Origin of the sequence: Streptomyces sp. NBC_00385, from assembly GCF_035917155.1 — a bacterium.
Taxonomy (GTDB): Bacteria; Actinomycetota; Actinomycetes; order Streptomycetales; family Streptomycetaceae; genus Streptomyces; species Streptomyces poriferorum.
This window is the reverse complement of record NZ_CP107951.1, coordinates 216,384-229,847: the sequence shown is the minus strand read 5'-3', so window position 1 is coordinate 229,847 and position 13,464 is coordinate 216,384. Positions and strand designations below refer to the sequence as shown.

Genomic DNA, 13,464 nt, shown 5'->3' with positions numbered 1-13,464 from the left:
CGCGCCTGCCTGCCGGCCGGAAGCCGGCCGTACCGGAGCGGGCCGGCGAGGAGACAGAGACATCATGGATTCCCACGGCGATGCGGCACGGGCGAGTGCTCTGCCCGCCGGCCTGCTGAAGGGCCAGACCGCACTGGTGACGGGCGCCAATTCGGGCATCGGCAAGGCCACCGCCCTCGGACTCGGCCGGGCCGGGGCCGACGTGGTGGTCAACTACGTGAGCGGCCGCGAGGCCGCCGAGGAAGTGGTCCGGGAAATCTCCTCGTTCGGCGTGCGCGCGGTGGCCCACGAGGCCGATGTGTCGCAGGAGACCCAGGTGACCGCGATGGTGGATCGAACGGTCCAGGATTTCGGAACCCTCGACATCCTCGTCGCCAACGCCGGTATGCAGCGTGATGCCCGGTTCACCGAGATGACGCTCGCCCAGTGGCAGAAGGTGCTCGACGTCAACCTCACCGGCCAGTTCCTGTGCGCACGTGAGGCGGCCAAGGAGTTCCGCCGGCGTGGAGTGGTCCCCGAGGTGTCCCGGGCGGCCGGGAAGATCATCTGCATGAGCTCGGTGCACCAGGTCATCCCCTGGGCGGGGCACGTGAACTACGCGTCGTCCAAGGGCGGCGTGCAGATGATGATGCAGACCCTGGCCCAGGAACTCGCACCGGAGAAGATCCGGGTGAACGCGGTCGCCCCCGGGGCGATCAGAACCCCCATCAACCGCAGCGCCTGGGAGACCCCGGAAGCCCGGGAGGATCTCCTGCGTCTGATCCCCTACGACCGGATCGGGGACCCCGAGGACATCGCCCACGCCGTCGTCGTGCTCGCGTCCGACCTCATGGACTACGTGGTGGGGACGACGCTCTACGTCGACGGCGGCATGACGCTCTTCCCCGGTTTCGCCACCGGCGGCTGACCTTCGCAGGTCCCGAACAGCGAAGGCGGACATGCACCCCTCGGCCCATCTCCTGGCGAGCGCACCGGATCAACTCCTGCCGGCCCGGGAACTCATGGCCTTCACCTTGGCCTCCCACATCATCCTGGTCCCCCTGGGCGTGGCCCTGCCACTGATCACCCTGGTCATGCACTATCGCGGGCTTCGCCACAACGACGCGACGGCCCTGCTGCTGGCGCGCCGCTGGTCGGCGGTGATGGCGGTTCAGTTCGCCGTCGGCGTCGTCACCGGCACCGTGCTCTCCTTCGAATTCGGTCTGCTCTGGCCGGGGATGATGGGCAGGTGGGGCGATGTCTTCGGGATCGGTTTCGGGGTGGAGGCATGGGCGTTCTTCCTCGAAGCCGTCCTTATCGCGATCTACCTCTACGGGTGGCGGCGGCTGAAGCCCCGGACACACTTCCTGCTCGGGCTGCCGCTTCCGGCCGCGGCGCTGCTCGGGGCATTCGGCATCCTGGCGGCCAACTCCTGGATGAACACGCCGAGAGGCTTCTCCCTCGATGCCCGGGGCAATCCCGTGGACGTGAACATCTGGAAGGCGATCTTCACGCCGATGTTCGGGCCGCAGTACTGGCACTTCGTCGTGGCGATACTGCTGACCGCGGGCTACATGGTGGCCGGCGTCTACGCGGTCGGCCGGCTGAAGGGACGCCGCGACCGCTACCACCGGCTCGGCTTCACCGTTCCCTTCACCATCGCCGCGGTGGCGACTCCGGTGCAGTTCGTCCTGGGCGACTCCATCGCCCGGTCGGTGTTCCACAAACAGCCGGTCAAGTTCGCGGCCATGGAGGTCGTCTGGAAGACCGACACCCGCGTACCGGAGTACCTCTTCGGCCGCCTGCACTCCGACGGCTCCATTTCCGGCGGCATCAAGATCCCGTTGCTCGACTCCTTCCTCGCCGGCTTCAGCCCGGACACCGAGGTGGTCGGCCTGACCTCCGTACCGCCGGACCAGCGGCCGACAGCCGTTCAGGCGACGATCGCGCACTGGGCCTTCGACATCATGGTCCTCATCGGCTCCGCACTGGTGCTCCTCGCGCTCTGGTACGGCCTGGTCTGGCTGCGGCACCGCAGGCTTCCCGCGTCCAAGTGGTTCTACCTCGGTGCGGCCTGCGCGGGGCCGGCCTCGGTGGTGGCCGTCGAGTGCGGGTGGATTGCGACCGAGGTGGGGCGCCAGCCCTGGATCGTCTACCAGAACATGCGCGTGGCCGAGGCGGTCACCGCCACGCACTCGTCCGCCCTGTGGACCATGCTCGGCCTCGTGATCGTCGTCTACCTGTTCGTCTTCGGCTCACTCCTCGCCGTCCTGCTCAAGCTGCGTACTCGATGGAGGCTCGCCGACGCACGGTCCGCGGGGCGTCCGGCGGATGAGCCGGAGGCAGACGGTCCCTACGGACCCCGGCCGGCTGTCCCCACGGGTGACGGCGTCACCCCCTCCCGGGGTGACCGGCCGTGACAGCCGACCTGATCGCCGTGGTGCTGCTGCTGGCCATCGCCGCGTACACCTGCGCGGGCGGTACCGACTACGGCGCCGGATTCTGGGACCTGACCGCGGGAGGCGCGGAACGCGGCAGGCGGCCCCGATGGCTCATCGACCACGCGATGGCACCCGTGTGGGAAGTCAACAACGTCTGGCTGATCTTCGTCTTCGTCATCATGTGGACCGGTTTCCCGACCTTCTTCCAGACCGTGTTCTCCGCGATGTGGCTGCCTCTCGCGCTGGCTGCCGTGGGCCTGGTCCTGCGCGGCGCGGGCTTCGCCTTCCGCAAGGTCGTCCACCGGCTGGCGGACCGGCGCCTGTACGGCGCGGTGTTCGCCCTGGCCTCGCTCGTGACACCGTTCTTCCTGGGCGCCGCCGCCGGAGGCGTTGCCTCCGGCCGTGTGAAGCCCGGAACGGAGGCATCGGCGGACGCCTGGGCCAACCCCACCTCGATCATGTTCGGCCTGCTCGCCGTCGCCGCGGCGGCGTTCCTGGGTGCCGTGTTCCTGACGGGCGATGCCCGCCGCTTCGACGCACCCGACCTGATCACCTACTTCCGGCGGCGCGGGCTGCTGAGCCTTGGCGTTGTCGTGGTGCTGGTGGTGACCACCCTGTTCGTCACGAGCGAGGACGCACCGCACGTATGGCACGGCCTCACCCACGGGGCGGGACTGGCGGTCGGTATCGCCGCCGGAGCGGCTTCCCTCCTCACAGCGGTACTGCTCGTGCGGGAGGGGGGACGCTACGCACGTGCCCCGGCAGTCGGAGTTGTCGCCTGCGCGGTCATCGCCTGGGGACTGGCCCAGCGTCCGTACCTCCTCCCGACGTCGATGACGGTCGCCGAGGGCGCCGGTGCGTCTTCCACGCTGACCTGGCTGGCGTTCGTCACCCTTGTCGCGCTGGTGATCGTGGTGCCGGCCGTCGTCTTCCTGTACTGGCTCGACAGCAGGGGCGACCTCGAAGAACTCACCGGGGCCGACCTGGGGCAGGGCGGCGACCCCGGGGACGGCGGCAGGCCCGGAACCACCTGATGACCGGGTACGGCCCGTTTCCTCCAAGCCAGGATTCCACCGAAGGGAGTTGCTGTGACAGACGAAGAGATCCTCCTCGGGCTCGCACTCACCGTCGTCCTCGCCACCGGCTCACAGATCCTGGCGAGCAGGCTGCGCGTGCCGGCCCTGATCATCCTGCTGCCGGCGGGATTCACCGCAGGCGCCCTGACGGATGTCATCCACCCCGACCGTTTGATGGGGCAGAACTTCTCCGCCCTGGTGTCGATGTCCGTCGCGGTGATCCTCTACGACGCGGGACTCGGACTCAACCTGCGGAAACTCACCGGCCGCACACGGTGGACCGTGGGGAGACTGCTCCTGCTCGGTGTGCTCATCACGTTCCTGGTCACCTCCGCCGTGGCACCCGCGATGTTCGACATGCCGCTCAGGGTGGCGTCCATGCTCGGGGTGATCCTCGTCGTCTCCGGACCCACCGTGGTGGGCCCGATCCTCGACTTCGTACGCCCCACCGACAAGGTGCGCCGCATCCTCATCTGGGAAGGGACCCTGACCGACCCGGTCGGCGCCATCCTGGGAGCGCTGGTCTTCCACGCGATCGCCACCACGCACAGGGTCGACATCGGCCGGGGATACCAGCTGGGCCAGTTCGCCCTCAGCATGGCCGTGGGCCTGATCGGCGGTGCCATCGGCACGGCACTCCTGTGGCTGGCGCTGCGCACGCTGCGCCTCGGCGAGACGCTCGGCACCCTGGCCCAGCTGGCCACCGTGATCGCCGTGTCCGCGGTCTGCGACATCGTCCGGGAGGACACCGGTCTCATCGCCGCCATCGTCACCGGGCTCGCCGTCACCAACATCAGTCAGTTCGACATGCCCGCGCGTCGCCCGTTCTTCGAGACGATGGCGCAACTGATCATCGGGCTGCTGTTCGTCTCGATCTCCTCCACGATCACTCCGGCCTCCCTCGTGCCGGTCCTCCTCCCCTCCCTGGGCCTCCTCGCCATCCTCGTGCTCGTGGTCCGTCCTCTCGTCGCGTACCTGTCGACGATGGGCACCGGACTGAGCGCGGGCGAGCGGGCGTTCGTCGGATGGATGGCACCACGCGGCATCGTCGCGGCGGCCACGGCCACCGCGTTCTCGGCGAACCTCGTCGACAGAGGAGTCGACGGGGCCGCCAGAATCCTTCCCGTCACGTTCCTCGTGATCGTCGGCACGGTCCTTCTGTACTCCCTGAGCGCGGCCCCGGTCGCCAGGATGCTGGGCATCGTCAAACCGGCCGGGACACGGATCCTGCTGGTGGGCGGCGAGCCGTGGGTGGTGGACCTGGGCAGGAACCTGCGATCGGCCGGCCTCGACCTCCTGATGTGGGCGGGCCTCGCTGAGGAACGCCGGCGGATCACGGACGCCGGCATCGCACTCGCCACAGGGCGGCTGCTGGCGACGGCCACCAACCCGGGCGCCCGTCTTGAAGGGGTGACGGCGGTGTTCCTGGCCACGGACGACGACGACTTCAACGCCCTGGCCTCGGTCATGATGCAGGACAGCGTCGACGGCCCCGTCTACCGGGTGGGCCCTCCCGAGGACAGCCACGGAGTCGTGGCGCCCTACACGGGCGGGGACATCCTGTTCGGCCGGTCGCTCGTACGTCACACGCTCGCCGCGCGGTACGAGGCGGGCGCGCGGTTCCTGGTCCAGCCGGCTTCCACGCCGTTGCCGCCAGGGAGCGAGATCCTCTTCGTGGTCCATGCGGACATGCGGCTGGAACCCGTCACCGAAAGGCGCCGGGTGAAGCCGGGAGAAGGCGACAGCGTGGTGCTGCTGACGACGTCCTGAGCGTGGTCCGGACCCACCCCCGGCCGGATCTTCCCCGGCCCCAGCGGAATCTGACACATCGCGCTGCCGTACGACCGGCGTCGCGTGGGAGGTATGCCCCGTGCGGATCAAGATGTCATGGGCCGCCGTGTTCAGGCTGCGGCAGTATGTGAAGGCAAGCCTGTGGATCATGCCGTTGTTCGGTCTCGTGCTGGGAGTCGTGCTGGCCGAATGGGCCATCTCCGCGGACAGTTCCCACTGGCCACCGAGCGGCTGGCGCTATTCGGCGACCACGGCGAGCGGCGTGCTGAGCGCCATCGTCGGAGCGATGATCGCGCTGCTGGGATTCGTTGTCACCATCGGCGTTCTCGTCATTCAGCAGGCCACCGGCACACTGTCCCCGAGATATATGCGTCTCTGGTACCGCGACCGGCTCCAGAAGACCGTGCTGGCCACCTTCACCGGCACCTTCGCGTTCGCCTTCTCCCTGTTGCGCAGCATCGAGACGCGGTCGGTCCCCGACCTCGGGGTCACCCTCGCCGGCGGCGCCGTGGCCGTCAGCCTGTTGCTGCTCCTCGTCTATCTCAACCGCTTCACACACAACCTCAGGCCCGTCGCCATCGCCGACCTCGTCGGCCGCATGGGCGAGGAGGTGTTCGAGCAGGCGGCCGGGAAGGTCAGGGCCTCGGCACCGCGCCCCGGCGGGCCCTCCGGGGCGGGCGGGCCGACGACCGTCGTCCGGGCGGCGTCAGGCGGAGCCATCCAGGCCCTGCACACCGCCGGCCTCTCATCCGTCGCCGCGCGCCACGACTGCGTCTTCACCGTGCCCCATGTGATCGGTGACTACGTTCCCCGGGGCGCCGTCCTCGTCGAGATCCGGGGTGGCACATCCGTCCCCGACCACCGGCAGGTGACCGGGCTCATCGCACTCGGCCCCGAGCGGACGATCGAACAGGACCCGGCCTTCGCCCTCCGGGTGCTCGTCGACATCGCCATCCGCGCCCTCTCGCCCGCAGTCAACGACCCCACCACCGGCGTCCAGGTCCTCAACCACATCGATTCGTTCCTCACCGCGGTCGGCCAGTCGCCCCTTCCCGGTCGGTATGTGCTGGCGGACAAGGGCGGCACGCCGCGACTCGTGCTGCGGGGAAGGCAGTGGGAGGACTACCTCCAGCTCGGCGTCTCGGAGATCCGTGACTACGGCGCGACGTCCCTGCAGATCTGCCGTCGGCTGCGCGCCCTGCTCGACGGGCTGCTCGACAGCCTTCCGCCCGTCCACCATCCGGCAGTCCGGGCGCAGTTGGAACACCTGGATGCTTCGGTGGAACGAGCCTTTCCCGATCCGGCCCGCCGTTCCGTCGCGCAGATGGCCGACAGCCAGGGGGTGGGCGGCCGGTCCGGGCCGGTCCGTTAGACGGCTGGACGGCGTCTTCCGGCAGCGCGGATACACCGTCTGCCCGAAGGACCCCTCAGTGTGCCTCGACCCAGCCGTGCCGGACGGCGTGACCGCCGAGCTGCATCCGGGTCCGGACTCCGGCGATGTCCATGAGGCGGCGCAGCCGCCGGTGCAGCGTGCGCGGTGACAGACCGAGCTGAGTCGCGGTCGTCGGGTCGGTCAGACCGGCCAGCAGGAGGGCGAGGATCTTCCGGTCCAGGTCGGTCGGACCCTCCGCACCGATGGCGACGGTGGGCTCGGTGTCCACGCCGATGCCCGACAGTTCGAGTGGGCGGGCGGCGCGCCACACCGTTTCGAACAGGGCGTCCAGCGCATCCAGCAGGCCGCTGCGGTGCAGCAGCACGGCGCCGGGATCGCCCGCAGGCGTGACCGCGAGCGGGACCAGGCCGAGGTCGGCATCGGCCAGCACGAGCTTCATCGGCAACGCGTCGGCGACCCGCAGTTGCACGCCGTTGCGCATCGAATCGACCGCATCGGCGATGATCCCCGGCTCTGCCAGTACGGCCCGGTCCAGTACCGCCCGGAAGTGCACGCCGCGGCTGATGGCCATGGGTTCCGCGGAGTTCTCGCCGGGCGGCACAGCGACGAAGGGCGCGGTGATGAAGGTGCGGACCTGCGTCCGGGCGGCCTGCTGCACCTGCAGGAAGCGATGGCGGATCGCGTCGACGCCCGTGATGACCTCGATCAGATCGCTGATGCTGCTCCCGGTCATCGCCGCCCGGTGTTCCTCGGCGAACGTGACCAAGGCCTGTTCGGCCATGCGCAGCCCGTCCCGGCGCTGGCTGATGAGAGCGCCGAGCGCCATGGCGGGTGGGGCGGCGGTGAACCGCTCGTCCGTCGACCTGATCACCAGTCCCCACTCGACCAGACGGCACAGGGCCGGGCCGATGTGGGCATGCGGGACGCCGAGCAGATCCGACAACAGGGGCGCGGTGGAGTCCGGCCGGCCGAGCAGCTCACGGTAGACACGCTCATCATCGGGCCCCAGGCCCAGGACATCCAGCATCGGCGACCGACTCTCTTCCGCTTGCCGCAGCGGTGCGAGTATGCGCCATGGCGGCAGACTCTGAATAGTCGCTGGTGGGAGCAGGTATGACGGGAAGGGCCCCGGGGAGTCGCCTCCCCGGGGCCCGGCGGGGTGGGTCATCGCAGGCCGTACGCCCGGATGATCTCGTTCTTGACGCTGTAGCCGCTGTCCGTCGCGGCGCTCGCGCGGACCGACACGAAGCCCCCGGGCTTCTTCGTGGTCCGGAACGACCCGGTCCAGGACCCGCCGGCGCGCTTGGCCAGGGTCACCTTCTGCCAGGTGGCGCCGTCGTCGTCCGAGACGTCCAGCTTCACCGTTCCGACGGTGCCCGGCACGGTGCCGGAGTCCATCGACACCGGCTTGAGCGTGATCCGCTGGGTGGCGTCGGCCCTGACGTCGCCGTGCAGGTCCAACTCCAGCGCGTAGTCCAGGTTCAGCACCGAGAACCGCTCGAAGAAATCGGACTCGACGGTGCCGGACATGAAGGTCCATTCGGTGTGGGTGCGCGTCGACAGCCGGAAGGCGTCACCGGGCCGCTCCACATCGAGGACGGTGCGGTAGGGCAGCTTGCCCGCGGGCACCTCCACCCACTGCATGTCGCCGCTGTTCGGATTGTCGTGGATCAGGTCGTCGCCCTGGAACACCTGGAGGTGGGACGGCGTCTCACCCCACGGCAGGTAGCCGCCCAGCCGCATGTTGTCGCTCGCGGAGGCCCAGGCCTGCACGTTCCACGTCATGTAGTTCTGCCAACGGGAGTTGTACACACCGAACGACTCGCCCTGGCCGGGGCGGGTCGCCGGAGCGAACCAGTCCAGCCGGCTGGTGCTGCCCCTGGCGTACGTGTTGTCGCCCGACACCATCGACCACGGCAGCGCCGTGTCGACGCCCTGCGTGTGGAACTCCCTCCACACCTGGCCCGGCGTCACCCACTCGGTGCGCGTGCCCGGGTGCCACTCGAGCTCGGGGAGGTTGAACGACGGGTCGAGGGTGAAGTCGGACCGGTAGCCTTCCGCTCGTCCGCCGTCCGTGGCCGAGTAGTAGCGGGCGTCGATCCGGGCGAGATCATGCTTGGACGGCTTGTAGACCAGCGCCCGGTCCGGCACATGGCCGGGGTAGTCCCGGGTCAGGTCGTAGACGAACGGTGTGAACTCCGTCTGCTTCACGGTCAGTTTCAGGACGCCGGCCCTGGCCATCGCGACGAGGGCCTTGCCCGCGTCACGATGCACGGTGGCGACCGGGACGGCCGACTCGCCGACGTACTCCATCAGGGTTCCGACCCCGTCGTTGACCACGATCAGAGCCTTCGCGCCGGCCGCGACCGCGGCGTCGGTCCGCTCCTGCGGAGAGACCTCGTCGCTGCGCCCGATGACGACGAGTTTGCCCTTGGCGCGCGCCTTCTCGTAGGCGGCGGCAGAGCCGTCGCCCGCGTAGACGGCGTCCAGCCGGTCCGTGGCGGTGCCCCGGGCGCTGCCCGGCTGCACCGTCGCCTCGAAGCGGAGCCGCCCGCCCGGGGTGCTCAGCGCGAGCAGCGGCTCGCCCTTGCGCCAGCGGGTGATCAGTGTGAAGTCGCCCTGTTTCATGGGCTCCGTCGGTGCGACGTAGACGTCGTCGTACGTCGACGGCACCACGTACGCGCTGCGGAAGTCCGTGTACGGGTCGAGGCCCGCGTAGTGGACGTTGAAGTCGACCTTGCGCTGGCGGTCCTCGGTGAGCTGGGGCGCCTCGGTCTCCAGCAGGTGTGCCTTGCTCGCGTCGAGCACCACGTCGGCGGAGCCGTCCTTGAGTACCGTCTCCGGGTCGACCAGCACGGCCAGACCCGAGCGGTCCGTCTTCTCGCCGGCCACGTCGACGTACGCCGCGACGGTGTAGAGGCCGGGTGCCATGCGCATCGTGGTCGAGCCCTCGACGTAGACGTTCCACGGCCAGGAGTCGCCGGCCAGGCTGACCGTGACCCAGCCCCCCGCCGGCTTGCCGTCGCGGCCGACCAGTTCGATGTTCAGGTCGTAGCGCTCCTCCTCCTTGAGCAGGGCCACGGAGGTCCGGGTCAGCTGCTTCCCGGTGGCCGCGTCGGTCCCCGTCACGTAGCCGACGTGGCGGCCCGCCGAGGCGGTCCGCGGGTCACCGGTCACCGGGATCGCGGCGGTGCCGCCCGCCGGAACGGTCACCGCGGTGGCTCCCAGGGTGAACGGGCCGCCCGCGTCGGTCAGCGTCAGGTCCAGCGTGACATCGGCGGAGCCGGTGTTGGTGAAGGTCAGGTCCTTCGTGACGGCGGCGTCGCCCGGCTCGTGGGGCCAGGTGTATTTGCCGAAGAAGAGCGATCCGGTGCCGCGGACCGTCGTGTGCACGGCGGCGGCGACGTCGACACGGCCGGTGCCCACCTCGTACGGCGAGTACCCCTCGTCCAGGCCCTTCGCCGTGCTCATCAGGTGTTCCTTGAGCTGTGCGCCGCTCCAGTCCGGGTGCTGCTGGGACAGGATCGCCGCTGCGCCGACGACGTGCGGGGTGGCCATCGACGTGCCGCTGAGGGTGCGGTAGAGGCCCTCGCCGCCGTCGGTCATGTCCTGTGAGCGGGGCGCGGTGATGTTCACGCCGGGCGCCGCGATGTCCGGCTTCATTCCGCCGGAATAGGCCAGTGGGCCGGTGCTGGAGAAGGACGCGAGCCGGTCATCCTTGTCCGTGGCGGCCACGGTCAGTGCGGAGGCGGCGGCGCCCGGGGCCGAGACGGTCTCCGGGCCCGCGTTGCCCGCTGCGATGACGAACAGCGTGCCGTACTGCGCGGACAGCGCGTCGACCGTCTGCGACATCGGGTCGCTGCCGTCCGTCGGATAGGAGTCGCCGAGGCTCATGTTGACGACGTCGGCACCGGACTCGGCGGCCCACTGCATGCACGCCATGACCCAGGAGTCCTGGCCGTAGCCCTCCGCGCCGCCGAGCACCTTGCCGACGAACAGGTCGGCGCCGGGGGCGACACCCTTGTTGTCGCCACCCGAGGCGGTGCCCGAGCCGACGATCGTGCCGGCCACGTGGGTGCCGTGGCCGTTGACGTCGGTGACGGTCTCACCCGGGACGAAGCTGACCGTGCCGTCGATCAGGCCGGCGAAGTCGGGGTGGTTGACGTCGATACCGGTGTCGAGGACCGCGACCTTGGCCCCCTTGCCGGTGTACCCGGCCGCCCAGGCCTCGGGCGCGCCGATCAGGGGCACGCTGTCCTTGAGGTTGACCTTCACCCGGCCGTCGAGCCACAGCTTGTCCACACCGGCTCCGAGCCTTGCGCCGCCCTGCGGCGCCACGGCGGTCCAGAACGTGTGGGCCTGCCGCTTCCCGGTGCTGAGCGCGGCACCGTGGATGCCCTTGAGGCTGCGGGTCAGCTTGCTGCCGCGCGGTGCCGTCGGCTCGACGGCCGAGCGGGACTTCGACGGGGTGTACGTCGCGATCAGCGGTACCGCTGCCGACTTCGCGTCGTCGTACCCCATCTCGATCAGGTCGGTGACGTTGAACAGCCGGCGGTCGAGCTTGCCGGCACCCAGCAGCGGTGCCGCCTCGTCCGGGACGACGAACAGGTCGCCCCTGACCTCCTGGATCTTCACGCCACCGACGGCGCTGTCCGGCCGGTCGACGTCAGCGGATTGTTTGCCGTCGGCCATCGTGGTGACGGTGACGACGTCGCCGGTGACCAGGGTGACCTTGTGGGTTGCCGAGGGCTTGCCGGGAACGGCGGGCCTGATCGGAGCGGCCTGTGCGGGCGCTTGCAGAGCGACGAGGCCCGACGCCAGAAGCGGCACAGCGGCGGCGGCCGAGATCAGCTGCCGGCGTCTGCGCCGGAAGGCGGAGGACTGAATGGGGGAGAACATGGCATCGGTCTATCTGTGGCGAACCCACGACGTGAAGGGCCGATGGCGGCAAGTCCTCGCCATGGCAGCGACTTGCCGGCGGAGAACGTCTGGAATGCGGGCAAGTCGCCCTCGGCACCCCTGTTCGCCGGTCGCGGGATGCCGCTGTCATGCCACGAACCTGCCGGACGACCGGCTCATCGTCCGGACCCGGGCGTGTGACCGGCGGCGTCCCTGAGCTCGCGCTTGAGGATCTTTCCGGTGGCATTGGTCGGCAGGGTGCCGAGGAACTCCACGATGCGGGGGTACTTGTAGCCGGCCATCTCCTGCTTGCACCAGGCGATCAGCCCGTCCTCGGTGAGCGTCGCTCCCGGGGTGCGGACCACGCACGCCTTGACCTCCTCACCATGGCGGTCGTGCGGCACTCCGATGACGGCCGCCATGCTCACGGACGGATGGGCGAGCAGCACTTCCTCGATCTCCCTCGGATACACGTTGAAGCCGCCGCGCAGGATCATGTCCTTGGCCCGGTCCACGATGGAGAACCACCCGTCGGCGTCGCGGCGGGCCAGATCCCCGGTGCGGAACCAGCCGTCGCGCATCACCTCGGCGGTCGCCTCGGGGCGGTTGTGGTACCCCTTCATGACGTTGTGGCCACGGACGACGATCTCGCCGATCGCGTCGGCGCCCCGTACCGGGACCCAGTCCCTGTCGACCAGGTCCACCTCCACGCCCCAGACCGGGCGCCCGATCGAGCCCGGGCGCACCTGCTCACCGCGTGGGACGAAGGTGGCCACCGGGCTGGTCTCCGAGAGGCCGTACCCCTCCAGGACCGTGACGCCGAAGCACTCGCTGAACCGGCGGTGGATCTCGACCGGCAGGGCGGAACCTCCCGACACGGCCAGCCGCAGGTTCGCGGCGATACGCGCGGGGTCCACGTCGGGTGCCTCGGCTTCGAGGAGGGCCCAGTACATCGTGGGCACACCCCCGAAGAACGTCACCGCGTGACGCTGCATCAGGGCCAGGGCGGACGGGGCGTCGAAGCGGGGCAGGAGTACCAGCGTCGCCTGCGAGGCGATGCCGGCGTTCATCTGAACGACCTGGCCGAAGGAGTGGAAGAGCGGCAGGGCGACCAGGTGTACGTCGTGCCCGGCCTCGCCGAACAGCTTGTGGCAGGTCAGTACGTTGAGCATCAGGTTGGAGTGGCTGAGTTCCGCGCCCTTGGGCTGTCCGGTGGTGCCGGAGGTGTACAGGATGACCGCCGTGTCGCCCGGCTCCGTGGCCACCGTCTCGAAGTCCGCGCTCCGGCCGGCCAGCGCCGCGGTCAGGGTTTCGGCGCCCTCGATGGGGGAGCGCCCGGTGGGGGCGGCGGTCATCAGGAGGAACTCTTCGCAGCCGGGGGTCGCGTGAAAACCGGACCAGCCCTCCCGGCCCATGGGAAGATCCGCGCCGCCCTCGAAGCAGAAGTAGGCCCTGGCCCCGGAGTCGGCCAGGTGATAGGCGATCTCACGGCTCTTGAGCAGCACGTTGAGCGGTACGACCACCGCGCCGGCTTTCAGGATCCCGTAGTAGACGACCGGGAACCACGCGATGTTGGGACAGGACAGGGCGACCTTGTCGCCCGGCCCGATGCCGCGTGAGCGCAGCAGACCGGCGACGCGCCGGGCAGCCGCGTCCAGCTCCGCGTACGTCGTGCTCTGGACGCCCAGCACGAGCGCCGTGCGGTCGGGCACGGTGCGGGCGCTGTTGTCCAGCAGGGTGGCGAGATTGAGCATGAGGTCTCCGTAGGGGGGTGCGTGCGGAGGCGCGGACATGCCGGCGGACGGTGCCGGGGCATGGCCGCGAAAGAGGAGCCATGAAATCGTTACTGGGAGTATTGTTATTAGGGCAGGGTGAGGCAAGGTGC

8 protein-coding genes are annotated in these 13,464 nt (G+C 69.8%); 5 read left to right on the top strand and 3 right to left on the bottom strand.

Annotated features, from left to right (window positions below; genetic code table 11):
• The first annotated feature begins 64 nt into the window (after positions 1 to 64).
• The 5 genes from OG959_RS01020 (at position 65) to OG959_RS01000 (ending at position 6,659) form a co-directional block, all read left to right on the top strand.
• Positions 65 to 907, top strand: coding sequence for an SDR family oxidoreductase (locus tag OG959_RS01020; RefSeq protein ID WP_326656053.1), 843 nt, complete (start codon positions 65 to 67; stop codon positions 905 to 907).
• Between the two features lie 31 nt (positions 908 to 938).
• On the top strand, positions 939 to 2,399 hold the full coding sequence (locus tag OG959_RS01015; RefSeq protein ID WP_326656052.1) for a cytochrome ubiquinol oxidase subunit I: 1,461 nt from the start codon (positions 939 to 941) through the stop codon (positions 2,397 to 2,399).
• Positions 2,396 to 3,454, top strand: coding sequence for a cytochrome d ubiquinol oxidase subunit II (locus OG959_RS01010; protein WP_326656051.1), 1,059 nt, complete (start codon positions 2,396 to 2,398; stop codon positions 3,452 to 3,454). The genes OG959_RS01015 and OG959_RS01010 overlap by 4 nt, the downstream gene beginning before the upstream one ends.
• Before the next feature lie 54 nt (positions 3,455 to 3,508).
• Positions 3,509 to 5,266 carry a cation:proton antiporter gene (locus OG959_RS01005; protein ID WP_326656050.1) on the top strand — a complete coding sequence of 586 codons (1,758 nt, stop codon included), beginning with the start codon at positions 3,509 to 3,511 and terminating at the stop codon, positions 5,264 to 5,266.
• Positions 5,267 to 5,366: 100 nt separating this feature from the next.
• A complete protein-coding gene (locus tag OG959_RS01000) occupies positions 5,367 to 6,659 on the top strand; it encodes a DUF2254 domain-containing protein (RefSeq protein WP_326656049.1) in 1,293 nt (430 codons plus the stop codon).
• A 55-nt stretch (positions 6,660 to 6,714) separates the two neighbouring features.
• Here OG959_RS01000 and OG959_RS00995 read toward each other — a convergent pair whose 3' ends face one another.
• The 3 genes from OG959_RS00995 to OG959_RS00985 all read right to left on the bottom strand — a co-directional run bounded on the left by OG959_RS00995 (position 6,715) and on the right by OG959_RS00985 (position 13,333).
• Entirely contained in the window at positions 6,715 to 7,707 is a 993-nt protein-coding gene (locus OG959_RS00995) for a TrmB family transcriptional regulator (RefSeq protein ID WP_326656048.1), read from the bottom strand.
• Between the two features lie 137 nt (positions 7,708 to 7,844).
• Positions 7,845 to 11,579 carry a S8 family peptidase gene (locus OG959_RS00990; RefSeq protein WP_326656047.1) on the bottom strand — a complete coding sequence of 1,245 codons (3,735 nt, stop codon included), beginning with the start codon at positions 11,577 to 11,579 and terminating at the stop codon, positions 7,845 to 7,847.
• A 176-nt stretch (positions 11,580 to 11,755) separates the two neighbouring features.
• Positions 11,756 to 13,333 carry a long-chain-fatty-acid--CoA ligase gene (locus tag OG959_RS00985; RefSeq protein WP_326656046.1) on the bottom strand — a complete coding sequence of 526 codons (1,578 nt, stop codon included), beginning with the start codon at positions 13,331 to 13,333 and terminating at the stop codon, positions 11,756 to 11,758.
• Positions 13,334 to 13,464: the final 131 nt, after the last annotated feature.